Here is a 22,514-nt window from a genome sequence, read left to right on the forward strand (position 1 = left end):
GAACTGAAAGGTCTGGGATGAGCCAGAATTCCGATGCCGCGCCCGCGGCGAACCCACCCTCGTTCTTCGCACCCGTGCGCGGCAGCCTCGCGGCGATCATCGCGCTGAGCGTCGTCGGCGCCGTCGGCAGCGTGGTGCCCTACATCGCCATCGTCGAACTCGCCCGCACCCTGATGCCGGCACTCGACGGCAACTCCGTCGACGCGGCCCGCGTGTGGCTCATTGTGGTCATCGCCGGGATCGCGCTCTTCGCGAGCTTCATCGCCGCGTTCCTCTCGGCGCTGGTGAGTCACTTCGCGGATGCCGAGCTGCAGCTCTCGCTGCGGCGCCGCATCATCGGGCATCTGCGGCGTCTGCCGCTCGGATGGTTCGACCAGAAATCTTCGGGCACGGTGCGCAAGCTCGTCGAGAACGACGTCGTCGCCCTGCACCAGCTCGTTGCCCACGCGATCCAAGACGTGATCACCGCGGTGCTCGTGCCGGTGATCTGCGTCGTCTACCTCTGGACGGTGCAGTGGCAGCTCGCGGTCGCCGCACTCGTTCCGCTGATCCTGACCCTCGTCATCTACCCGATCATGATGCGCGGCGGCGCCGAGAAGTTCGCGCAGTACGACGCGGCGACGTCGGCACTTGCGGGCGCGACGGTGGAGTTCGTGCACGGCATCGCCGTGGTGAAGCGCTTCGGTCAGGTCGGCCGCAGCCATGCGCGATATCGCGATGCGACGGGTGCGTACGTGCGCTTCGTCGGCGAATGGACCCGCCAGACGGGACTGCTGTTCACCGTGATCGAGGTCATCACCTCACCGGTGATCGTGCTGCTCTGGATTCTCGCCGTGGGGCTGTGGCTCGTCGGCGCCGGAGTGTCGCAGCCGATCGACATGCTGCCCGGCATTCTGCTCGGGCTCAGCCTGACCGGCCCGCTCATGAAGCTCGGCTCGTCGGGCCAGTTCCTGCGCAACGCAACGAAGGCGCAGCAGTCGCTCGCCGATTTCTTTGCGCTGCCGACCGTGACGCAGCCGGCGGCCCCGCAGCAGGTGCAGGGCAACGGCGTCAACTTTGACGATGTCACCTTCGGCTACGACCCCGAACACCCCGTGCTGCACGAGATCGCCGCGCAGTGCGCCCCGGGAACGGTCTCGGCGCTCGTCGGGGCATCGGGATCGGGCAAGTCGACGCTCGCGAAGCTCGTGCCTCGCTTCTACGACGCCGACGCCGGCACCGTCGCCATCGGCGGCGCCGACGTGCAGCAGGTCGAGATGACCGCGCTCTACCGTGAGGTCGGGTTCGTGTTCCAGGAGGTGCAGACGCTGCGCGCGAGCCTGCGCGACAACATTCGACTGACCCGCCCCGATGCGACGGATGCGGAGGTGGAGGCCGCAGCGCGCGCCGCGCAGATCCACGACCGCATTCTGCGCTTCGAGCGTGGCTACGACGCCGTGGTTGGCGACGACGCGAACCTCTCGGGCGGTGAGGCGCAGCGCGTCACCATCGCGCGGGCGCTGCTCGCCGACGCGCCGATTCTCGTGCTCGACGAGGCCACCGCGTTCGCCGACCCCGACTCGGAGGCGGCGATCCAGCGCGCCCTCAGCACGCTCGCCGCGGGGCGCAGCGTGCTCGTCGTGGCGCACCGACTGCACACCATCGTCGGCGCCGACCAGATCTTGGTGCTCGACGAGGGCCGCGTCATCGAGCGCGGCACGCACGCCGAGCTCGTCGCCCAGGGCGGCCGGTTCGCGACCATGTGGCACGACTACCAGCAGAACCACGACCGCTCACTGCCCGAAGGAGCCCTCGCATGATCCGCCGCCTCTGGAGCTACGCCTCCCCAACAGCGCGCCGCCTCCTCGTCGTCGAGCTGAGCTGCATCGTCGCCACGGCGATTCTGCAGGGCGTCGCCTTCCTCGTGCTCGTGCCGCTGCTGCGCGCACTCTTCGGCGGCGACACGGATACCGCCGGCCGCTGGCTGGTCGGGCTCGCCGGCATCGCGGTGGCGTACGCCGCAGTCTTCTGGGCGGCGAGCCAGGTCGCGATGCGCGCCAGCACCGAGATTCTCGATTCACTCTTGGGTTCGCTGGGCCAGCGCCTCGTCGAAATTCCGGTCGCCTGGTTCGCCGGTAGCCGCACCGGGCTGGTCTCGGGCATCGCCACGCAGGGTGCGATGTTCGTCTCGAACACGCCCTACTCGTTCATTCGCCCCGTGATCACCGGGTTCCTGACCCCGGGCACCGTGCTCGTCGGCATGTACTTCTTCGACTGGCGGCTCGCACTGGCGATGACCGTGATGGTGCCCGTGCTTGTCATCGGGTACCGCTGGCTGAGCGCGCGCATCGGTCGCAGCGATGCGGTGCACAGTGACGCCGTCGCCGACGCGTCGAACCGGGTCATCGAGTTCGCGCGGGTGCAGCCGGCGCTGCGCACGGCGGGCGATGATTCGATTGCTGAGCGATTGGTCGAGACGGCGTTGCAAGATCAGCATCGCGCGTATCGGGGCATGCTCATCTCGGGCGGTGCCGGCATCGCGACCTTCGCCGGCCTCGTGCAGCTCTCACTCACGGTGCTGTTGATCGTCGGTGCGACGCTCGCGATCGGCGGCACGATCGACGTAGCCACACTGCTCGCGCTGCTCGTGCTGGGGGTGCGCTTCAACGAGCCCATCGTCACGGCGGGCGACCTCGGCGGTGGCATCGCCGTCGCGCGTACGACGCTGCAGCAGCTCGACGATCTCGCGTTGCAGGCCCGACTGCCCGAGCCGGCCTCGCCCGCCGTTCCTGCCGACTGGGGGTTCGCGTTCGACGACGTCACCTTCGGGTATGGCGGATCGCCGGTGCTCGACGGCCTCACCTTCACGGCAGAACCGGGCCAGATGACTGCGATCATCGGGCCGTCGGGGTCGGGGAAGACGACGATCACCAAGCTCATGGCGCGCTTCTACGACGCGGAATCGGGCACCGTGTCGATCGGCGGCGTGCCCATTCCCGAACTCGGCACCGCCACCGTCGAGGCCGCGGTCGCCCCGGTATTTCAAGACGTGTACCTGTTCGATGACACGATTCTCAACAACGTCTGGGTCGGCAACCCCGACCTGTCGCGCGACGAGGTGATCGCGGCCGCGTCTCGAGCGCGCGTCGACGAGATCGTCGAGCGGTTGCCCGGCGGGTGGGATGCGCGCGTCGGAGAGGGCGGCACCAACCTGTCGGGCGGTGAGCGCCAGCGCGTGTCGATCGCGCGCGCCCTGCTCAAAGACGCGCCGATCGTGCTGCTCGATGAGGCGACCGCGGCCCTCGACATCGGCAACGAGATCGCGATCGGCGAGGCTATCGACTCGATTCGTCCAGGCCGCACCCTCGTCGTCGTCGCGCATCGTCTGCAGACCATCATGACCGCCGACCGCATTGTCATGCTCGACGGCGCGGGTGGCATCGGCGAGACCGGCACGCACGCCGAACTGCTCGAGGCCGGCGGGGCGTACGCGCGCTATTGGAACGAGCGCGTTGACGCCTCGGGATGGCAGCTCGCCGGCGATCCCGCGCCAGATTCAGACCCCATCACCGCTCACCAGAAAGCGACTCCATGACCGAACCCATCTCATCCACCGCTGCAGCGTCTGCGGCGCAGCCTGCCGCGGAAACGCAGCCCGCCGCGGCGGCCCCGGATCGCCCGGCCGCCGCACGCCGCACCGGCGCCCGCTTCTCGGCGCGCGACCTGCTCAACGTGGCGATCTTCGTCGTGATCTACTTCATCGTGATCGTCGCGATCACGATGATCGGAGCGATCAGCCCGCTCGTAATGCTCATCATCGTGCCGCTCTGCGCGCTCGCCGGGGGCATCCCGTACATGCTGTTCCTGACGCGCGTGAAGCACGCCGGCATGGTGACGCTTTTCGGCACGGTCAACGCGCTCATCTACTTCATGATGGGGCACCCGTGGCAGAGCCTGCTCTTCACGATTCTGTGCTCGGTCGCCGCCGAGTTCGTGCTCGCCGCGGGCAAGTACCGCTCGAAGTGGGCCGCGATCGGCACCTACACCGTGTTCTCGGCCTGGTTCTTGGGTCCGTGGATCCCGCTCATTCTCGACCGTGCCGCGTACCTGCAGTCGGCGGGCCTCACCGAGATGGGCCCCGAGTTCGTCGCCGCGTTCGACCAGATCGTGTCGCTGCCGGCCCTCTTCATCATGTGGGGCGCCACCGTGGTGCTCGGGTTCTTCGGCGGGCTGCTCGGCAGTGCCGTGCTGCGCAAGCACTTCCGCAAGGCCGGTCTTGCCTGAGCTGCGCACCTCGCCGCCGGTCGCGGTCGACCCGTCGCTTGATCGAGCCACCGGGCGCGGCGAGCGACGGGGCCTCGACCCGCGCATGAAAATCCTGCTGGTCGTCGCCGTGAGCATCACCGCGATGAGCCCGGCCGGCCTGCGCTTCGTGCCCGTGTTTCTTGCGCTCGGCGTCGGCCTCGCTCTCTGGGAGGGCGCGCGGCGACGCGCACTCAGCCTCATGGTGACCGCCGCCGTGCTCGCGGTGCTCGGCTGGGGGTTGCCCGCGTGGTGGCCGAACGGGGTCACCGCCATCTTCGCCTTCGGCGGTACGTACTTCCTGCGCTTCACGGTGATCGCTGGCATCGGCATGCACCTGATCGCGACCACCTCGCCGACCGAGCTGTCTGCCGCACTCCGCGCCTGGCACGCGCCGCGCGCGTTGGCCGTCACGCTCGCCGTCATGCTGCGGTTCTTCCCGCTCGTCGCTGCCGAAGCGCGCGCCGTGCTCGACGCGATGCGCCTGCGCGGGCTCGCCGGGGCCGCAGGTTTCGTGCGCCACCCGGTGCGCGCCGTTGAACGGTTCACGGTGCCGATGATCGCCGCGAGTCTGCGGGCGAGTGAAGACCTGTCGGCGTCGGCGATCCTGCGCGGCCTCGGTTCGCGTCGTGCGCCGACAGCGATGCACCCGCCGCGGTTCGGCATCGCGGATGCGGTGCTGGTGCTGGTGGTCGCAGCTCTCGTCGCGGCGACGCTCGTCGGCCTTCCGGGAGGTGCGCGATGAGCGCGCCCGCTTCGGGAGTCGCGTCGGCCGCCGAGGTCACCGAGGCGACGTGGACGTACCCGCACGCCGACACCCCCTCGCTCGACCGGCTCTCGCTGCAGATCGCCCCGGGCGAGTTCGTGGTGCTCTGCGGCGCCAGCGGATCAGGCAAGTCGACCGCGCTGCGCCTGCTCAACGGGCTCGTGCCCCACTTCCACGACGAGGGCGCGCTGACCGGCGAGGTCACCGTGCAGGGCCTCGATACCGTCGCCGTCGAGCTCGACGCGATCGGCCTCGTGACCGGCACCGTGCTGCAGCACCCGCGCCGCCAGTTCTTCACCGACTCCGCGCCCGAAGAGATCGCGTTCGCCATGGAGAACTTCGGCTTTCCGCCCGCCGAGATTCGCACGCGTGTCGGCCGCGCCCTCGCGCGCATCGACGGGTTCGTACCCGTCGGCGAACGCCTGCAGCGACTCTCCGGAGGTCAGCAGCAGCAGGTCGCCGTCGTCGCCGCCACCGCGCACGCGCCGCAGATGCTGCTGCTCGACGAACCCAGCGCGAACCTCTCGACCGACGCGGTGTCGCGCCTCGCGGCAACCCTCGCCGAGCTGAAGCAGCGCGGGGTCACGATCGTTGTCGCCGAGCACCGGCTGCGCTATCTCGAAGAGCTGGTGGATCGCGTCGTCGTCATGCGATCCGGACGCATCGACGCGCAGTGGAGCGCCACAGAGTTTCGCGCCGTCTCCGACGAGACCCTCGCCGCGGAGGGCCTGCGGGGGCGCGTGCGCTTCGCCGAGGTTCCGGTGCTTGAGGCGTCAGGTCGGAGCGTCGCGACGACTTCGATGGGCGCGGATACTCCCGAATCAGAGGGCGCGCTCGTGCTCGACGACGTGCGCGTGCGCTTCGGCGCGCGTACCGTGCTCGACATCGACCGGCTCGCGATTCCGGCGGGATCGGTCACCGCGTTCCGCGGCATCAACGGCTCGGGCAAGTCGACGCTCGTGCGCGCCATCGTCGGGCTGCAGCGGGCCAGCGGCAGCATCTCGCTCGATGGGCGGGTGCTCAGTGCTCGAGCCCGGCAGCGGGCGAGTGCGATCGTCATGCAAGACGTGCAGCGGCAACTCTTCACCGAAAGCGTCTCCGCCGAGCTCGAACTGGCCGCGCAGCTGCGCGACGGCTCCCCGCCCGACGCCGCCGAGCTCGACGCGCTGCTGCGATCCCTCGATCTCGACGCACTCGCCGATCGCCACCCGCTTTCGCTCTCGGGCGGGCAGCAGCAGCGGCTCGTCATCGCGGCGGCGCGTGTCGCCGGGCGGCGCGTGGTGGTGTTCGACGAGCCCAGCTCGGGCGTCGACCGCCGGCACCTGCAGTCGATCGCCGAGCACATTCGTGCCGTGGCGGCGGAGGGGGCGGTAGTGATCCTCATCAGTCACGACGAAGATCTGCTCGCGCTCGCCGCCGACCAGCAGGTGACGCTGCGGCCGCTGTAGGTCGCTCGTCCCATGGCAGCGGGGTCACTTTCGGACAGTGCGGCGCCAACAACACCCTCCAGAAGTGACCCCGCTCGCAGGGGTGCGGGGCTGGGCCGGAGGCCGACCGCCGTCCCTACGCCGCGTCGATGAGCGCGAGTGCCGTGGCGATCGCTGCCCCCGCGCTTGGCGCGTCGATGCGGGCCAGGGCGAGTGCTGCCACGACCTGGCCGGTGCAGGCATCGGCCAGGCGATCCGCCGCCGCTGTTGCGAGCTGGGGCAGTCGTGCGCCGATGCCGCGCGCAATCGCTGCCCGTAACTCGGCGCGGTAGCTCGCGATGGTCGCTGCGACCGCGGTGTCTTCACCGATCGGCGAGCCGGCCGAGTTGATCAGCAGGCACCCGCTGCGGGCCGCGAGCGTGGCGCGGTCGGCCAGGGCGTCGCGGAGCCCGGTGAGGTACTCGGTGATGGCGTCGGGGGCGGCGGGGTCGGCGAGCAGCGGCTGCAGGCGCGGCCGAATGACCGTGTCGAGGTACTGCTGCACCGCGGCGTCGAAGAGCCCGCGTTTCGACCCGAAGCTGTTGTAGATGCTGGATCGGCTCAGCCCCGTCGCCTGCTCGAGGTCGGGGATGGCGGCAGCCTCGTACCCGACGTTCCAGAACACATCCATGGCGGCACCCACGACGGCGTCGCGGTCGAACGAAGCTGTGCGTGCCATGGATGCGCCTTTCGGGAATGGTCGTTCCAGTATATATTGGAACGATCGTTCCCGAAAGCTCGACCACGAGTCGATCGCCGGGGCGCAGGATCGCCCATACCCCAGGAGGACACCCATGACCGCAGCCACCAGCACCCAGATTCACCTCGCCGCCCGCCCGAGCGGCTGGCCGACGCACGACGACTTTCGTACGGTGCAGGTCGAGCTCGGTGAATTGCAGCCGGGTGAGGTGCGCGTGCGCAACGAGTTCGTGTCGGTCGACCCCTACATGCGCGGCCGCATGAACGACGTGCGCAGCTATGTCGCGCCGTACGCGCTCGGCGCGCAGATTCAGGGCGGCGCGATCGGCCGCGTCATCGCCTCGGCTTCTGACGAGGTGCCCGAGGGGGCCGTCGTGCTGCACCAGCACGGCTGGTCAGATCTCGTCCAGGCTGACGCCACGACCTTCCGTGTGGTGCCCGAGATCGAAGGGGTACCGCTGTCGTTGCGCCTGCACATCATGGGCATGACCGGGCTCACCGCGTACGCCGGCCTCACCGCCATCGCCGCACTGCAGCCCGGCGAGACGGTGTTCATCTCGGGCGCCGCCGGCGCCGTGGGCACGGCCGCCGGTCAGATCGCGAAACTCCTGGGGGCGGGCCGCGTCATCGGGTCTGCGGGATCCGCCGAGAAAGTCGCGCTGCTCACCGAGAAGTACGGCTACGACGCGGCGTTCAACTACAAGGATGGCGACGTGCGCGGGCAGCTCGCCGCCGCAGCACCCGAGGGCATCGATGTCTTCTTCGACAACGTTGGCGGCGACCACCTCGAAGCCGCGCTCGACGCCTTCAACGACGGCGGGCGGGCGGCGCTCTGCGGCGCCATCGTCGGCTACAACACCTCGGCGCCGGTGCCCGGCCCCGACAACATGGCCAACCTGATCACGCGCGGGCTCAAGCTCGAGGGCTTCACGATCGGCAAGCACCTGCAGCTCGCCCCCGCGTTCCAGCAGCACATGGGCGAATGGTTCGCCGCCGGCAAGATCGCGTACGACGAGACCATCGTCGACGGCATCGAGCACACCGTTGACGCGTTCCTCGACATGATGCGCGGCGCTAACACGGGCAAGATGCTCGTACGCGTCTGAGTTGGGGGCGTCGTGCGATCCCGCACCTGACGCGCCCTGCACAGCGAAACACCCGCGACCCTCATCCGAGTGAAGTCGCGGGTGTTCCGGTATAGCAACGTGCCCGCCACCCCTGTGCGAGTGACGGACACGTTGGTCGTGCGGGCGATCGGCCGCTGCGATGCGGGGGAGATCGCCGGGTTTTTCAGCCGGTGAGATTACTCAGCCGGGGGCATCAGCACCGAGTCGACCAGGTAGACGGTCGCGTTGGCGGTCTGCACGCCACCGCAGATGACGTTGGCGTCGTTGACCTTCAGGTTGTCGCCCGAACCGGTGACCTCGAGGTCCTGGCCCTCAACGGTGGTGTGCATGCCGTCGATGTCAGCCGGCTCGATCTGGCCGGGGACCACGTGGTAGGTCAGGATCTTGGTGAGCAGATCGCTGTCGGTCTTCAGCGTGTCGATCGTCGCGGCGTCGATCTTGCCGAAGGCGTCATCGACCGGGGCGAAGACGGTGAACTCGTCACCGTTCAGGGTGTCGACGAGGTTGACGTCAGGGTTGAGCTGGCCGCTCACTGCCGAGACGAGGGTCTTGAGCAGCGGGTTGTTCGATGCGGCGACCGCAACCGGATCCTGCGACATGCCCTGCACCGAGCCAGCGCCATCCGGCACTGCTTCAGCGTAGGCCGCGCAACCGGGGCCGACGAGGTTCGCTGCCGGATCGGTCGTCTCCATTGCCGAATCGTCGCTGGGCGTCGTCTCCTGCGTCTCGGTCGTCTGATCCTCAGCAGCCGAGTCGTCAGTGTTGGCGCCCATCGAGCAACCGGTGAGCATGGCGGCGCCGACCAGCGTCAGTGCGAATGCGGCGCCGAGGGTCTTCTTCTTGGTGAACATGGGGTTCCTCCTCAGATGATGTTCCGCAGATTCCCGCGGCTTGTGAACGTCTTCGGAGCCGTCTGCGAGGCGGATGGGAAATTGCTCGAAAAAGTTTTCGCGGGCACCGACTTCCGCGGAATCATGCGGATCCACTCGCCAAAAAATGCAGCGTCGGATAGCATGATGAGGTCTGAACGTGCCGCCTGGACGACCTGTGCGACATCACTTCACAAGCCGGGACGGCCCTGCAGAACTGGTCTCTTCTGTGCCACACACGTCTTCATTGCGAACGGTACTCACCCCCGCGGTCGTCTTCCGCATCGTGCTTGGCTGGGCGGCCTTCCTCGCGCTGACGCTCGCCCAACCGCTTCTGGGTGGGCATCTGCCCACTCCGGTGCTCTTCCTCGTGCTCGCGGCGATTGTCGCGGTGATCATCGTCTGCGCCGGTGGTGTGGTCACCCAGGCCGAGCATCTTGCGCACCGGCTCGGCGACCCCTACGGCACGCTCGTGCTCACTCTCTCGATCGTGCTCATCGAGGTCATCCTGATCTCCGCGGTGATGCTCGGCCCGGGGGAGCACGCTACGATCGCCCGCGACTCGGTCATGGCGGCCACGATGATCGTGCTCACCCTCGTGATCGGCGCCGCGCTGCTCGTCGGTGGCCTTCGACACCACACCCTGCGCGTCAATCGCACCGGTGTCTCGTCGTACCTCTCTCTGCTGGTCGTGCTCATCGCAGTCGCCTTCGCGTTCCCCGCCGTCATCGGCGAGGGCGGGGCGTACACACCCGGCCAGGCGGTACCGATCCTCGTGCTCACGATCCTGCTCTACGCCTTCTTCCTGGTTCGGCAGACCGGCGCCCAGAGCGCCGACTTCCAGGAGGTCGCCGGGTCTGAGTCAACTGCCGGTGCGGTCGGTGCGGTCGAAACGCGTGCGGGCATTGGGAGCGTGCTGCGAGCGCACCGCACGGAAGTCATCACGCGCGTGCTCGTTTTGCTCGTCACGGTCGCCCCGATCGTGCTGCTCTCGCACGACATGGCGGTATTTCTCGATGATGCCCTCGATCGCCTGGGCGCCCCGGTCGCTCTCTCAGGCATCATCATCGCGCTGATCGTCTTTCTGCCCGAAGCGATCACGACGGTCAGGGCCGCATGGCTGGGCGAAGCACAGCGGGTGACCAACCTCGCTCACGGTGCGCTGGTGTCGTGCGTGGGGCTCACCCTGCCAGTCGTGCTCGCGATCGGGCTGTTCACGGGGCAGACAGTGGTGCTCGCTGAAAGCCCGGTGAATCTGCTGCTGCTCGGGGTCAGCCTGCTGCTCAGCCTGACAACCTTCAGCGCCCGGCGCGTGACTGCGCTCCACGGGGCCGCGCACCTCTTTGTGTTCGTGCTCTACGGTCTCAGCGTCTTCTCGTAGCGGCTTTCGGCTTCGGGCAGCTCTGCGGGCACCAGTGCGTCAATGTCGGTGGCTGCCCGTAGCGTGGGCCTCCCCGGAGAAAGAGGTGCTGCTCATGCAAGAGACGAACATCGAGGCCCGCTGGCCAGAACTCTTCACCCCGCTCACGCGTGCAGAGCGTGACGTGGTGCTCGACGGGTGCTGGCAGCTGGTGCGACAGGGGCGTCCGCTCACACGTGCGGCGGTCGTGGAGCTGGTGCGCGGGGTGCATCAGGGCAACGCTCCACGTCGGGCCGGCGGGGTGATGGGCAGGATCGCGCGCGCGGCGTAAACCGAGCGAACGGGCCAACCGGGAGCATACGACTTGCGCTCCCGGTTGGCTTGCTCAACGCGCGCCTAGTGGCGGCGGGCGCCCCGAGTGCGATGCAGTGCACCCAGGCCGGCGACGATGAGCACGAGTGCGAGCGCCCCGACTCCCCATACGGTGCTGCTGCCGGTGCGGCTCAAGGCATTGCCGCGATTCTCGCCGCCTGCTTCACCGGCGGTATCCGTTGCGGTGGAGTCAGGGCCATCCGCGCCGCTCACCGCACCTGCGTCGGCAGCATTCGCATTGGCGCCGTCCGCATCGATGCCATCGGCGCCGGATCCGCCAGCGGCGGTGCCGTTCGAGCCTCCGGTGGCACCGGCTTCCGCACCGGTCGCCGCGCCGTCCGCGCCAGCTCCCGAGCCGTCAGCGCTCGTTGCGCCAGCTCCCGCGTTGCCGTCGGTCGAAGCGCCCGCGGCATCGGCGTCTGCGGTGGCCGCACTCTCTGATTCGGCTTCAGCGTCGTTCACCAGTGTCGGGGTGCACAGCGCAGTGAGATTCGTGTCCGCGAGTGCAGACTTCCCATCATCAAGCGTGACGAGATGGCACCCTGCGGTCACCGAAGGTACGGTCACGTACCCTCCCGATTCTTCGACCTCGCGGGCGACGCCGTCCAGGTATACGGTCGTCGTGCCGGCCGGGGCTTGGATCGAGAGGTCGGCGCGCGTGTTGCCCGGCACCTGCGCGACCAGACGCATCGACGACGCGTCGTCAGTCGCGTGGCTGAAAGCGGCGCCGATGCTGCCCTTCACCGTCGGCACGGTGATGCGAGCGAAGTCGACGCCGCCCGGCGCTGGGCGTACAGAATACGTCGCGTACCCCGCATCGATCGGCTTGATGCCGAAGAGCCCCGATGGAACGTGGAACGCAGGAGAGGCAGCCCACGGGTGCGAGTAGGTCAGATTCGACTTCTGCGACGGATCCCAGGCCTCCGCAGTTGACCCCGCACCGAGGGCGATCATGTTCATCCAGCTTGATGTACCCGTATCTGTGAGCTGCGCCACGGCGGCGTTATCGGCGCCGCCGTTGAAGAGGCCGGTGATCGAGAAGCCAGCGCAGTAGACACTGCACGCCATGCCCTTTGGCGCAACGTATTCGGCGACCCGCGACTGCTGATCGGCCTCGGGGATGCCGAAGGCGAGGGCGAATGCGCTCGCGTGCAGCGCGGAGTGGCCGGTCAGCGTGCCGTCGGCGGCCATGCCGTCGTCATACGCGCCAGTCTCGGCGTTGTACAGTCGCTCATTCATTGCGTCGCGCAGACGATCGGCCTGGGCCGTGTAGGCGGCTGCACGATCGTCGCGACCGATCTCCGCGGCCATCGCGGCCATGTCGCGCATCGCGCGATACGAGAGCGCGTTCACCACGGTGTTCACCTGCCGAAACTGGTACCCGTCACGCTGGCTCGTCGGCCAATCGACGATGTCGCAGTCGGTTTGGCTCGAGCAGCCGTTCGAGCCGCTCGTCTTGCGCACGAGCCCGGTGGCGTCGTCGATCCACTTCGTCGGCATCTTGGTTTCAAGATTGTCGAAGTAGGCCTCGACCTGCTCGGTGTCGCCCGTCTGGCGCCAGGCGTCGTGCACCGCGAGCACCACGTAGAACGGCCACTCCGTGGGCCACGTGCGGTTTGCCTCGAAATAGTTCATCGAGTAACGACCGAGTGAGAGATCGTCCATCAAGTAGAGCGTCGACATCAGCTGCAGATACGCGTCCGCCTCGTAGTTGGTGCGTTCACGGGTCCACGAGTCGGTGTAGAAGTTCACATTTAGCGACTCGATGGTGTTCTTCGAGAGCTTGTACACCTGGTTGAGGTTCGTATCCGACGACACGAAGGTCGAATCCTCGGCGTCGAACGGGTACACCAGCGCGAGCGCCGAGAGGTTCTCAAGAGTGACAGGTTCCGGCGCCCCGACGATCTCGACGTACCGGAACACGCGCATGCCCCACGTTTCCAGGGTCTGCTGCCCATCAGTGAGGGTGGCGACGTCTTGGTAGACGTTGCCGGTATTGAGCTGGTACTTGACGGAGTTTTCCGCCGAGGGCACCTCGCCGAATCTGATGTCGACCTTCGCGCCCGACACACCGTTCGCGATGTCGTAGCGCACGCCGCCGACCCAGGTGCGGCCGAAGTCGACGAAGTAGTTGCCGTTCCCCTTATCGACGATCGACACTGGTGCGGGAGTCTGTTCCACCACCTTCGCCATCGGCGTGGCCTGCAGGTCAGCGAAGGCCGCCGTGGGTACCGCCGTCGCCCAGCTCGAGTCGTCGAACCCGACCTCGGTGAAACCGTGGGGGTAGGCGCGCGCGTCCAAGTTCTCTTTCGGAGCCGAGAAGTACCCGGTGCCGATGCTGCCGGCTGCCGGGAAGGCGAGTGCACCGGGCATCGCCTTCCACGAGTCGTCTGAGCCGAAGACATCGGTGGAGCCGTCGGTGTACTCCACCCGCAACTGCGCAATGAAGCGTTGGCGGCTCGACCCGCTCGTGTAGGCGAGCGCCGACACCGCGTTCGCCTCGCCCGCGGTGACCAGTGAGGTGACGTCGAACCCGTCGTAGCGGTTCTCGGAGTGGATGCGATTGGTGGGGCCGAGCCCGACGAATGCGCCGTTCACGTAGGCCTTGTAGGCGTACTGCAGGTGCGCGCGGAAGTCACCCGCGGTGGCGAAGAGCGTCGCCGAAGCGATCTCTTTCGCCGGGAGCGAGATCTCGGTGCGGAGGAACGCCCAGTCCGTCGAGACGCTGGCGTCGGTCGCGATGACGCAGGATTGGGCGGTGCCCACGATATAGGCACCGTTGTTCAGTGTGCCGCAGGGGAATGGATGCGTTGCAGAGAAATCGTTGGCCAATACAACGCCGCCGCCAGCGCGGGTGATCGTCATGTCGTGCACCCACCCGCTCTCGGAATTGCCGGTGCGGAATCCGACAGTACCGGCGGCGAAGTTTGAGAGGGTGCGCGTGTCGACCTGCACGCCGCCGATTGCGGTCGTCACCGTATTTCCAGTCGCCGAGATGCGAATGGCCGTCTGCTTGCCGGTCTGCAGCGTGCCGGACGGAAGAGTCACGGACGGCAGCGCAGTGAATGTTCCGTTGATGCGGGTGTGCGGCACGAGCGTGTTCGTGTCGGCGCGGAATTGCCACATGTAGGCGTTCTGGTCACTCGCCGCGCGGAAGTACACGCCGAGCGCCGTGCGGTCGATGGTGATGTTCGCGTCGAGCGCGTAATCGGCCCAGGGGTCGGCGGGGAGTGCGCAATCGGTCGAATTGCCGACCTGGAGTACGCCGGCGGCAACGGTGCCGCAGCGGAACGGGTTAGCCCCGGTGAGTGGATCCGAGAAGAGCGCGGTGCCGTCGGCGCCGACGACCGAGAGGTGGGTCACTGAGCCGCTTTCGGACCGGCCGGTGCGGAACCCGATCGTGCCGGTGGCGTGGTCGGAGAGTTCGCGGCGGTCGACCTCGGTGCCGTTGATCGACGTGGTGATCGCGGATCCCGACGTTGAGATTGCGAGGGCGAACGGGACGCCCGTGCGCACCGCATCCGCGGGCAGAGCGATCGGGTCGAGCTGCGTAAACGCTCCGCCGGTCCAGATGTGCGGACGCAGTTCGTTGGTATCGGCACGGAACTGCCACATGTAGCTTTCGCCGGTGCCGGTTGCGCGGAAGTACACCCCAAGAGCGGTCTGTGTCACCGTCACGTCAGCGGTGAGGGTGTAATCGGTCCACGGGTTCGGGGTCGACTCATCATCTGAGCCCGGAAGTTGATTCGAGGTCCAGATCGCTTGCGAGCCTTCCCACGCCGCCCCTGGTGCGGTTCCGAACCAGGTGACTTCCGACCGTGCGGAGGCGATGCCGAGGCCATCGAACGTCTGTACCGTCCAGAAGTAGCGCTTGCCGGCTGCAAGCGCGGGGCCGGCGTACGGAACGCCGCTCTGCTCACTACTCTCGACACGCTCCGAATCCCACACGTCGCCGTCGCCGGCCTCGGCTGCCTGCTCGGAGGTGCTGACGAGCACGCGGTAGGCGCTCTGCTCGGCGCTCGGCACGTACCACGACAGCGCCGGTGATTCGAGATCATCAAGATCGGCCGGACGGTCGAGCCCGTTAATGCGTAGGCCGCTGGGGGCGGCTTCAGCCGCTTGGGCCGGCGCCACGGCGACCGCGCCGAAGCCCGAAACGGCCAGCACGGCGACGAGTGCCATGCCGATGAGTGCGGCGATACGCCGAGAGGTATGCAGAGGCTTCATTGTCTCTTCCCGTGGGGTCGCGTGTCGGCTGCCGACACTGCCCACGAGTATATGAAACGATTCAACCGGTTCGCAATGCTCTCGTCATCGTTCAGACGCATTCGCGTTATCGGCGTGGGGATGATGACCGGTGCGGAAATGCGCAACCGCCCCGCTCCGCTCCCATCCGAACCGGGCTCCGCTCCGAAGACCTCTGCAACAGGAGGGCTTCTCATGGATATTGTGCTCATCGGTCTGCTCGGCGGACTCATCACGGGTATCTCGCCGTGCATTCTTCCGGTGCTGCCGGTCATCTTCCTGACCGCGGGCACGCAGCCCACGGTCGCAGGCAAACTTCCCGAAGTGATTCAGGCGAAGCGCAGCAGACCCTTCTGGATCATCGCGGGGCTCGTGTTGAGCTTCTCTGTGGTGACGCTGCTCGGCTCGGTATTGCTCGGTCTGCTGAACATTCCGCAGAGCGCCATCCGCTGGGCGGGTGTTGCCGTGCTGCTGATCATCGGTGTCGGCATGCTCTTCCCGGGTTTCGAACAGATTCTCGAAAAGCCCTTCCAGCGTCTGCCGCGCCGCAAGGTCGGCGAGGGCGGCAACGGTTTCGGCATGGGTCTCGCGCTGGGCACGGTCTTTGTGCCGTGCGCGGGCCCGGTGCTCGCCGCCATCATCGTGGCCGGCGCCACCGGCCAGATCGGCCCCGAGACCGTGCTGCTCACGGTGTCGTTCGCCATCGGCGTCGCGGTGCCCCTGCTGGTTTTCGCACTCGCCGGCCGCAGCGTCGCGCAGCGCATCCGCGGCTTCCGTAAGCGCGAGCGCACCATCCGCATCGTCGGTGGTGTCGCGCTGATCGCGCTCGCAGTGGGCCTCGCGTTCAATGTGCCCCAGGCGCTGCAGCGACTGCTCCCCGATTACACGGCCGGGTTCCAGAAAGATCTGGCCGAGAGCGACGCGGGCAAGAGCGCCTTGAACCTCGGCGGACTCGTCACCGACGAGAACCGCGACCTCGACAAGTGCACGAACGACGCGACCGAGCTCGAGTCGTGCGGCACCGCCCCTTCGATCAAGGGCATCGACGGTTGGCTCAATACTCCCAATGGTGAAGGCATCGACCTGAAGAGCCTCAAGGGCAAGGTCGTGCTGATCGACTTCTGGGCGTACTCCTGCATCAACTGCCAGCGCTCGATCCCTCACGTGGTCGCCTGGGACAAGGCATATGCCGACGCGGGGCTGCAGGTGATCGGCGTGCACTCTCCCGAGTACGCGTTCGAGAAGGATCGCAGCAACGTCGAGGCAGGGGCCAAAGACTTCGGCATTACGTACCCGGTGGCGATCGACAACAACCTGTCGACCTGGACCAACTACCGCAACCGCTATTGGCCCGCGCACTACCTCATCGATGCCGAGGGCACGGTGCGACACATCTCGTTCGGTGAGGGCAACTACGAGACCACGGAGAAGCTCATCCGTGAGCTGCTGAAGGACGCGAATCCCGACGCGCAGCTCCCTGGCGAGACCGATGTCGAGGATGTGACGCCTGAGATCGGCAGCACCACTCCCGAAACCTTCCTCGGCTCGTCGAAGGATCGCAACTTCGCGGGTGACGAATACCGCGCGGGTGATGGCGACTTCACCTTCCCGAAGCAGCAGAAGGAAGACACCTTCGCGCTCGACGGCAAGTGGACGATCGAAACCCAGTACGCCGAACCCACCACGGACTCCGGCAAGATCCGTCTCGAGTACCGCGGCCAGGAGGTGCGCGCGGTCATCGCGGGCAGCGGCACCATCGACGTCAAGGTGAAGGGCGGAGGCACCCGCTCGGTCGACATTGACGGCACCCCGCGCTCGTACCGACTCGTCGAGGCCGACGACCCCGACTCCGGCACCCTCGAGGTGCAGGTGCCGAAGGGCGTGCAGGTCTACTCGTTCACCTTCGGGTAACCGAAACAACCCGGAAGATCGGCAGGATCATGCGACTCGCACGCAGCAAACGGACGCAGAATGGAGGTGAATGGGGCATGCTGGACACGATGGTCATCGATGGAATCGAAATAGCGGACGACGGCTCGACTGCCGACCCGGCTGACGTGGCGCTTGCGCGCGCGGCCCAGGGCGACCAGCGCGCATTCGCCGAGTTGTACGATCTGCTCTCTGCGCGAGTGTTCGGCCTCATCTTGCGAGTGCTCGTCGATCGGTCGCAGAGCGAGGAAGTGCTGCAGGAGGTCTTCTTGGAGGCCTGGCAGTCGGCAACCTCGTTTGATCCGGATCGTGGCCGGGCGCGCACGTGGCTGCTCACGATCGCGCACCGTCGGGCCGTGGATCGGGTGCGGGCCTCGCAGGCTTCGCGTCGGCGCGATCTCACGGTCGGGGTGCGCGATCTGGCCGAACCTCAGGCCGGGGTCGATGACGAGGTGGAGCTGATGATCGACGGCGCCCGTGCCGTGCAGGGGCTGAACGAGCTCCCTGAACCTCAGCGCCGCGCCATCGTACTCGCCTACTTCGGCGGGTACAGCCAGAGCGAAATCTCGGTGCTCCTCGGAGCCCCGCTCGGCACCATCAAAACAAGAATTCGAGACGGGCTCACCCGACTCAGGAAAGAATTGGAGGCGACGCGATGAATGAGCAACTGTTCCGCGAGCTCTCCGCTGCTCGCGCCCTGCACGTGCTCTCCCCGGAAGAGGAGCAGACGTTCTCGGAGGCGTTGGCAGCGCACCCCGAGTGGCTGCCCGTCGCAGATGAAGATCGAGAGACGGTCGCCCGTCTCAGCGCGTCGATCGCAGAGGTCGCACCGCCGGCAGGCGCGCGCACTGCGATGCTCGATCTCATCGCACGCACTCCGCAGTTCGAAGCTCCCGAGCCCCCGTCCGCGCTGGGTGTGGCTGATCTCGCGCCGGTCGTTGACGAGCCGGTTCGCGCACCCGAGCCCACCCTGCCCCCCGAATTGCTCGGAGCAGATGACGATCAGGATGACGCCGAAGAGTCGTTCACCCGCTCGCGTCGGCGCGCGGGCTGGTTTGGGCTGGCTGCTTCGGTTGCGGTGCTGTTGGCGATCGCCCTCGCGCTTCCGGTTACGGGCATGCTCGCTCCGAAAGATCCGGTGTCGATCGCGCTGCAGCAGGTGGAATCCTCGAACGACGCGCGCACCGAAACCGTTGCGCTTGCCGATGGCGGTCAGGCGACGCTGCACTGGTCGAATTCGTCGCAGCAGGCCGTGTTCGTTGCTGAGGGCATGCGCGCGGCGCCGGCCGACCGCGACTACGAGCTCTGGATCGTGCGCGGTGACGAGCCCATTTCGCTCGGGGTGATGCGCGCGAACAACGCAGGTGGCGCAGCGGTGCTGGCACAGGGCTTCGAGCCCGGCGATGCGCTCGCGGTCACCGTCGAAGATCGTGGTGGATCGCGCTCGGGCCTGCCGACCACCGACCCGATCGCGGTGATCGCCTCGGCCTGACCCTGTCAGGCTCACACGCCACACGTCATTCGGCCCCGGCTCGGATTCCACTGGATCCGAGCCGGGGCCGAGTGCATTGCGCCCGCTGCTCGCCGACTGCCGAGGCGCGCTCGGCGCCGGGCCAGTGACGCAATGCAGTTTTATGAGTACACTCGTACTCATAAACGAGGGGAGTCGGGCATGATCCTGGTGGCAATTGTGGGGTGCGAGGTCGCGTTCTGGGTGGCGATCCTCTTGGGGCTCGCGGCCCGGTACCTGCTGCGCCGACCGCGTCTGGGCGCCGCGCTCCTCCTGCTCGCGCCGGTCATCGATGCGGTGCTGTTGCTGCTGGTCGTGGTCGACCTGCTCGGCGGGGGCACGGCCTCCTGGCACCACGGCCTCGCAGCGATCTACATCGGCGTCTCCATCGCCTACGGCAAGCGCATGGTCGCCTGGGCCGACATCCGATTCAAGCAACGATTCGCGGGCGGCCCGGCTCCGGAACGGCTCTTCGGCGCGCGTTACGCGGCCAAGTGCTGGAAAGACGCGGGGCGCACGTTGATCGCCGTCGCCATCGCAGCGGCAATTCTGGGGGCGATCATCGCGGTGGTCGACGATGCCGCCCGCACTGCAGCCCTCTCCGGTTTCTTCCGCATCCTCGGAATCATCGTCGTGATCGAGTGCATCTGGGCAGTGAGCTACACGCTTTGGCCGAAGAAGCCCAGCGCGTCGCAGCACCCAGCAGAAGTGCGTGCCTGATCATGCCGCGCAGAATCGATGCCGAGCTGCGCATTGAGCAGATCGGCGCAGCAGCGCTGCGCGTGCTCGAGCGCGACGGGTTGAGCGGGCTCTCGGTTCGCGGAGTCGCCACCGAGGCGGCAATCGCTGCGGCCTCGCTGAGGCGTCTGTTTCCCAGTCAGCACGCATTGCGCGTGTATTGCCTGGAACGCATCGAAGCGCGTGCGACGGCGAGAATCGCGGCGCTCGACCTGGAAGGGCGGGAGCTCGCCGAGGGGGTCCTGGCGCAACTCCTGCCGCTCGACGACGTGCGCCGCGCAGAGCTGATCGCTCAAGTGCAGCTCGGCGTGCTCGCGCTGACGGATGACTCGCTGCGGCCCGCCGCGATCAGGCTCAGTGCGGGAGTCGATCGCGCCTGCGCCTCAGCCATTGAGATCATCGCGCACGCGGGAGAGCTGGGCGAGGGGCGCGATCCCTTGGCGGAAGCGCGGCGTCTGCGGGCGCTGCTCGACGGGCTCGCGATGCACGATCTGTGGGGCGGCAACGCCGAGACGTCGACGCAGACGCTGCAGATTCTCGCGCACCACTTCGACGAGCTCGCGCGGCCCGTGGGCTGAACGCGAACGGCCCCGGCCGATTCCCAAGGAACCAGGTCGGGGCCGTTGGCGTGCCTGGAGGCTACAGCGCGTGCGCGGTGTCTTCCACCTCGCCGACGAGCTCCTCGACGATGTCTTCCAAGAAGAGCACGCCGGTAAAGCCGGCCTCGTCTGAGCCGACGCGGGCGATGTGCGCCCCGCGCTCGCGCAGCAGGTCGAGTGCCTCCTCGACCTCGGCGTCGCCCATCACGGTCGGCAGCTCGCGCATGCGGTCGAGCGGGATGGGGGCGTCGATCTCATCTGCGGACGAGAGGTCGAGGATGTCTTTCAGGTGCAGGTAGCGCTCGGGGGTGCCGTCTGCCGACTGCAGCACGTAGCGCGAGTACCCGTGCTCAGACACGGCTTGCTGTACCTGGCGCGGGGTCGCGTCGAGGGGCAGGCGCACGAGCGACGCGAGCGGAACCTCGACGTCGGCGACGCGCTTCTCGGTGAATTCGAACGCCGCCGTGATGGTGCCGCTCGTGTCTTCGAGGGTGCCCTCGCGCGTCGACTGCTCGACGATTGATGCCACCTGGTCGATGGTGAACGCCGTGTTGGCTTCGTCGCGCGGCTGCACGCCGCACATGCGCAGGAAGCCGTTCGCGATCCAGTTCAGCGACTTGATGAGCGGGCCGACGACCTTCGACACGAACACGAGCGGCGGGGCGAGCAACAGGGCGGCGCGATCCGGCACCGAGAATGCGAGGTTCTTGGGCACCATCTCGCCGAACACCACGTGCAGGAAGGTGACGAGCACGAGCGCGACGATGAACGCCGTGATCGAGACGGCCTGGGCAGTGAGCCCGGTCCAGGCGAGCAGCGGAATCTCGAGCAGGTGGTGAATCGCCGGCTCGGAGACGTTCAGGATGACCAGCGAGCAGACGGTGATGCCGAGCTGGCTGGTCGCCAGCATGAGCGTCGCGTGCTCCATCGCCCACAGCGTGGTCTTCGCGGCCTTGCTGCCGGCGGCGGCACGCGGCTCGATCTGCGAGCGGCGGGCGGAGATGACGGCGAACTCGGCGCCCACGAAGAACGCGTTCACCACCAGGAGGACGACGAGCCAGATGAGGCCGGGCAGGTACTCGTTCATCGTGCGGCCTCCTGGTCGATGCCTCGTTCAAAGGTTTCGATCACCCGATCGCGGGTCGCGAAAGCGGGGTCGGTGGTCACATCGTGCGATGCGTAGCGCAGGCGCGTGATGCGGGCGCCCTCAAACTCTTCGACGCGCAGGGTGCCGTGTTCGAGCGGCAGCTCTTCGCCGAGATCGGGGATGCGCTCGAGCGTTTCGAGCACATAGCCGGCGACGGTCTCGTACTCTTCGCTCTCGGGCACGCGAATTGCAAGGCGATCCCACAGCTCGTCGGGGCGCAGTGACGCGGGGAACAGGATCGCATCGCCGTCGATCACCACCTCTTCGTCGAGCTCATCGTGCTCGTCGCGCACTTCGCCGAGCAACTCCTCGACCAGGTCTTCGAGCGTCACGACACCCGCGGTGCCGCCGTGCTCATCGACGACGACCGCGAACTGGTAGCCGCGCTGGCGCAGCACCTCGAGCAGCGACTCGACGCCGGCGGCCTCGGGCACGCGCACGGGCTCCGACATGATCTCGGAGACCGAGGTGTACTCGCGGCGCACGAAGTCGACCCCGTAGGCCGACTTCACGTGCACGATGCCGACGATGTCGTCGACGCTGTCGCCGAACACCGGGAACCGCGAGTGCCCCGTCTCGACGCTGCGCGCTACGACGTCGGCGGCGGTCGAGGTGCGGGGCAGCATCTCGGCGACGACGCGCGGCGTCATCACGTCTTCCGCGGTGCGCGAGGAGAACGAGAGCGTGCGGTGCAGCATGGTGGCGTCGTCGTGGTCGAGGGATCCCTCGAGCGCCGAGCGGCGCACGAGGAAGCTGAGCTCCTCGGCCGTGCGGGCACCCGAAAGCTCTTCCTTCGGTTCGATGCCCATCGAGCGGATCAGACGGTTCGCCGTGCCGTTGAGCAGCGAGACGACCGGCCGGAACAAGAAGGTGAAGCCGATTTGCAGCGGAATCACGACCTTCGAGGTCGCGAGCGGCACGGCGAGTGCGAAGTTCTTCGGGATCAGCTCGCCGAAGATCATCGAGAAGAGCGTGGCGAGCACGATCGCGACGACCGCGCCGACACCGACGACACCCGCCTCGGGCACGCCGATGCTCATGAGCGGCCCGCGCAGCAACGAGCTGATTGCGGGCTCGAACGTGTAGCCGGCGAGCAGCGTCGTCAGTGTGATGCCGAGCTGTGCCGCCGAGAGGTGGGTCGACGTGATCTTGAGCGCCGAGATCGTCGGCCCCAGTCGCCGCTCACCGCGGGCGCGGCGCTGCTCGAGCTCGGGGCGATCCAAGTTCACCAGTGCGAACTCGGACGCCACGAAGACGCCCGTGCCGAGCGTCAAGAGGACCCCCGCAAGGAGGCCCCAGATTTCCCCTGTCATCGCTCACCTCCAACCAACGCTGAAAAGGTGAGCTTCGTACTATGACCGGGTCTGTCGTCCATAGTCATCGAAATTACTGAGGAAAACCGTGAA

18 protein-coding genes are annotated in these 22,514 nt (G+C 67.5%); 13 read left to right on the forward strand and 5 right to left on the reverse strand.

Going from position 1 to position 22,514, the window contains the following annotated elements; translation table 11 throughout:
* Nucleotides 1-17: 17 nt before the first annotated feature.
* Genes CH42_RS13180 through CH42_RS13200 form a run of 5 tightly spaced genes read left to right on the forward strand, consistent with a single transcriptional unit; the run spans nucleotide 18 to nucleotide 6,495 of the window.
* Complete coding sequence (locus CH42_RS13180; RefSeq protein WP_053353672.1) at nucleotides 18-1,799, forward strand: ABC transporter ATP-binding protein; 1,782 nt, start codon at nucleotides 18-20, stop codon at nucleotides 1,797-1,799.
* Nucleotides 1,796-3,574 carry an ABC transporter ATP-binding protein gene (locus tag CH42_RS13185; protein ID WP_053353673.1) on the forward strand — a complete coding sequence of 593 codons (1,779 nt, stop codon included), beginning with the start codon at nucleotides 1,796-1,798 and terminating at the stop codon, nucleotides 3,572-3,574. Before CH42_RS13180 ends, CH42_RS13185 begins: the two co-directional genes overlap by 4 nt.
* Nucleotides 3,571-4,263, forward strand: coding sequence for an MptD family putative ECF transporter S component (locus CH42_RS13190; protein ID WP_082309446.1), 693 nt, complete (start codon nucleotides 3,571-3,573; stop codon nucleotides 4,261-4,263). The genes CH42_RS13185 and CH42_RS13190 overlap by 4 nt, the downstream gene beginning before the upstream one ends.
* Nucleotides 4,256-5,026, forward strand: coding sequence for an energy-coupling factor transporter transmembrane component T (locus CH42_RS13195; protein WP_239684060.1), 771 nt, complete (start codon nucleotides 4,256-4,258; stop codon nucleotides 5,024-5,026). The genes CH42_RS13190 and CH42_RS13195 overlap by 8 nt, the downstream gene beginning before the upstream one ends.
* Nucleotides 5,023-6,495 (forward strand): ABC transporter ATP-binding protein, encoded by a 1,473-nt coding sequence (locus CH42_RS13200; protein WP_053353674.1) that lies wholly within the window; start codon nucleotides 5,023-5,025, stop codon nucleotides 6,493-6,495. The genes CH42_RS13195 and CH42_RS13200 overlap by 4 nt, the downstream gene beginning before the upstream one ends.
* Nucleotides 6,496-6,610: 115 nt before the next feature.
* Here CH42_RS13200 and CH42_RS13205 read toward each other — a convergent pair whose 3' ends face one another.
* Nucleotides 6,611-7,192 carry a TetR/AcrR family transcriptional regulator gene (locus CH42_RS13205; protein WP_053353675.1) on the reverse strand — a complete coding sequence of 194 codons (582 nt, stop codon included), beginning with the start codon at nucleotides 7,190-7,192 and terminating at the stop codon, nucleotides 6,611-6,613.
* Nucleotides 7,193-7,307: 115 nt separating this feature from the next.
* Between CH42_RS13205 and CH42_RS13210 the strand changes: the two genes are divergently transcribed.
* Entirely contained in the window at nucleotides 7,308-8,318 is a 1,011-nt protein-coding gene (locus CH42_RS13210; protein ID WP_053353676.1) for an NADP-dependent oxidoreductase, read from the forward strand.
* 197 nt (nucleotides 8,319-8,515) lie between these two features.
* Here CH42_RS13210 and CH42_RS13215 read toward each other — a convergent pair whose 3' ends face one another.
* The gene (locus tag CH42_RS13215) at nucleotides 8,516-9,190 is read right to left on the reverse strand and encodes a fasciclin domain-containing protein (protein ID WP_053353677.1); all 675 of its coding nucleotides are present in this window, start codon (nucleotides 9,188-9,190) and stop codon (nucleotides 8,516-8,518) included.
* Nucleotides 9,191-9,455: 265 nt separating this feature from the next.
* On the opposite strand from CH42_RS13215, the gene CH42_RS13220 reads away from it, so the two are divergent.
* Both CH42_RS13220 and CH42_RS13225 read left to right on the forward strand, forming a co-directional pair.
* Complete coding sequence (locus CH42_RS13220; RefSeq protein WP_204374552.1) at nucleotides 9,456-10,589, forward strand: calcium:proton antiporter; 1,134 nt, start codon at nucleotides 9,456-9,458, stop codon at nucleotides 10,587-10,589.
* A gap of 94 nt (nucleotides 10,590-10,683) precedes the next feature.
* Nucleotides 10,684-10,899 (forward strand): hypothetical protein, encoded by a 216-nt coding sequence (locus CH42_RS13225; RefSeq protein ID WP_156322565.1) that lies wholly within the window; start codon nucleotides 10,684-10,686, stop codon nucleotides 10,897-10,899.
* A gap of 65 nt (nucleotides 10,900-10,964) precedes the next feature.
* Here the strand turns inward: CH42_RS13225 and CH42_RS13230 are convergent, their stop codons facing one another.
* The gene (locus CH42_RS13230; RefSeq protein ID WP_053353680.1) at nucleotides 10,965-15,167 is read right to left on the reverse strand and encodes a family 78 glycoside hydrolase catalytic domain; all 4,203 of its coding nucleotides are present in this window, start codon (nucleotides 15,165-15,167) and stop codon (nucleotides 10,965-10,967) included.
* 213 nt (nucleotides 15,168-15,380) lie between these two features.
* Between CH42_RS13230 and CH42_RS13235 the strand changes: the two genes are divergently transcribed.
* The 5 genes from CH42_RS13235 (at nucleotide 15,381) to CH42_RS13255 (ending at nucleotide 19,940) form a co-directional block, all read left to right on the forward strand.
* Nucleotides 15,381-17,096 carry a cytochrome c biogenesis protein DipZ gene (locus CH42_RS13235; RefSeq protein ID WP_053353681.1) on the forward strand — a complete coding sequence of 572 codons (1,716 nt, stop codon included), beginning with the start codon at nucleotides 15,381-15,383 and terminating at the stop codon, nucleotides 17,094-17,096.
* A 77-nt stretch (nucleotides 17,097-17,173) separates the two neighbouring features.
* Complete coding sequence (gene sigK, locus CH42_RS13240; protein WP_239684061.1) at nucleotides 17,174-17,773, forward strand: ECF RNA polymerase sigma factor SigK; 600 nt, start codon at nucleotides 17,174-17,176, stop codon at nucleotides 17,771-17,773.
* Nucleotides 17,770-18,606 (forward strand): anti-sigma factor, encoded by an 837-nt coding sequence (locus CH42_RS13245; protein WP_053353682.1) that lies wholly within the window; start codon nucleotides 17,770-17,772, stop codon nucleotides 18,604-18,606. The genes sigK and CH42_RS13245 overlap by 4 nt, the downstream gene beginning before the upstream one ends.
* A 180-nt stretch (nucleotides 18,607-18,786) precedes the next feature.
* Nucleotides 18,787-19,344: a hypothetical protein gene (locus CH42_RS13250; RefSeq protein ID WP_053353683.1), complete on the forward strand. Its 558-nt coding sequence runs from the start codon at nucleotides 18,787-18,789 to the stop codon at nucleotides 19,342-19,344.
* Between the two features lie 2 nt (nucleotides 19,345-19,346).
* Nucleotides 19,347-19,940, forward strand: coding sequence for a TetR/AcrR family transcriptional regulator (locus CH42_RS13255; protein ID WP_053353684.1), 594 nt, complete (start codon nucleotides 19,347-19,349; stop codon nucleotides 19,938-19,940).
* Nucleotides 19,941-20,001: 61 nt separating this feature from the next.
* On the opposite strand, the gene CH42_RS13260 is transcribed toward CH42_RS13255, so the two are convergent.
* Both CH42_RS13260 and CH42_RS13265 read right to left on the reverse strand, forming a co-directional pair.
* A complete protein-coding gene (locus CH42_RS13260) occupies nucleotides 20,002-21,048 on the reverse strand; it encodes a hemolysin family protein (RefSeq protein ID WP_053353685.1) in 1,047 nt (348 codons plus the stop codon).
* Nucleotides 21,045-22,421 carry a hemolysin family protein gene (locus CH42_RS13265; RefSeq protein WP_053353686.1) on the reverse strand — a complete coding sequence of 459 codons (1,377 nt, stop codon included), beginning with the start codon at nucleotides 22,419-22,421 and terminating at the stop codon, nucleotides 21,045-21,047. Before CH42_RS13265 ends, CH42_RS13260 begins: the two co-directional genes overlap by 4 nt.
* Between the last annotated feature and the right edge of the window lie 93 nt (nucleotides 22,422-22,514).

The organism is Leucobacter musarum subsp. musarum, from assembly GCF_001273845.1.
GTDB lineage: Bacteria > Actinomycetota > Actinomycetes > Actinomycetales > Microbacteriaceae > Leucobacter > Leucobacter musarum.

What these genes read in the sequence shown, in the direction of transcription:
- CH42_RS13180 (WP_053353672.1), top strand. Translation starts at nt 18, where the DNA reads ATGAGCCAGAATTCCGATGCCGCGCCCGCGGCGAACCCACCCTCGTTC.
- CH42_RS13185 (WP_053353673.1), top strand. Translation starts at nt 1,796, where the DNA reads ATGATCCGCCGCCTCTGGAGCTACGCCTCCCCAACAGCGCGCCGCCTC.
- CH42_RS13190 (WP_082309446.1), top strand. Translation starts at nt 3,571, where the DNA reads ATGACCGAACCCATCTCATCCACCGCTGCAGCGTCTGCGGCGCAGCCT.
- CH42_RS13200 (WP_053353674.1), top strand. Translation starts at nt 5,023, where the DNA reads ATGAGCGCGCCCGCTTCGGGAGTCGCGTCGGCCGCCGAGGTCACCGAG.
- CH42_RS13205 (WP_053353675.1), bottom strand. Translation starts at nt 7,192, where the DNA reads ATGGCACGCACAGCTTCGTTCGACCGCGACGCCGTCGTGGGTGCCGCC.
- CH42_RS13210 (WP_053353676.1), top strand. Translation starts at nt 7,308, where the DNA reads ATGACCGCAGCCACCAGCACCCAGATTCACCTCGCCGCCCGCCCGAGC.
- CH42_RS13215 (WP_053353677.1), bottom strand. Translation starts at nt 9,190, where the DNA reads ATGTTCACCAAGAAGAAGACCCTCGGCGCCGCATTCGCACTGACGCTG.
- CH42_RS13225 (WP_156322565.1), top strand. Translation starts at nt 10,684, where the DNA reads ATGCAAGAGACGAACATCGAGGCCCGCTGGCCAGAACTCTTCACCCCG.
- CH42_RS13230 (WP_053353680.1), bottom strand. Translation starts at nt 15,167, where the DNA reads ATGAAGCCTCTGCATACCTCTCGGCGTATCGCCGCACTCATCGGCATG.
- CH42_RS13235 (WP_053353681.1), top strand. Translation starts at nt 15,381, where the DNA reads ATGGATATTGTGCTCATCGGTCTGCTCGGCGGACTCATCACGGGTATC.
- sigK (WP_239684061.1), top strand. Translation starts at nt 17,174, where the DNA reads ATGCTGGACACGATGGTCATCGATGGAATCGAAATAGCGGACGACGGC.
- CH42_RS13245 (WP_053353682.1), top strand. Translation starts at nt 17,770, where the DNA reads ATGAATGAGCAACTGTTCCGCGAGCTCTCCGCTGCTCGCGCCCTGCAC.
- CH42_RS13250 (WP_053353683.1), top strand. Translation starts at nt 18,787, where the DNA reads ATGATCCTGGTGGCAATTGTGGGGTGCGAGGTCGCGTTCTGGGTGGCG.
- CH42_RS13255 (WP_053353684.1), top strand. Translation starts at nt 19,347, where the DNA reads ATGCCGCGCAGAATCGATGCCGAGCTGCGCATTGAGCAGATCGGCGCA.
- CH42_RS13260 (WP_053353685.1), bottom strand. Translation starts at nt 21,048, where the DNA reads ATGAACGAGTACCTGCCCGGCCTCATCTGGCTCGTCGTCCTCCTGGTG.
- CH42_RS13265 (WP_053353686.1), bottom strand. Translation starts at nt 22,421, where the DNA reads ATGACAGGGGAAATCTGGGGCCTCCTTGCGGGGGTCCTCTTGACGCTC.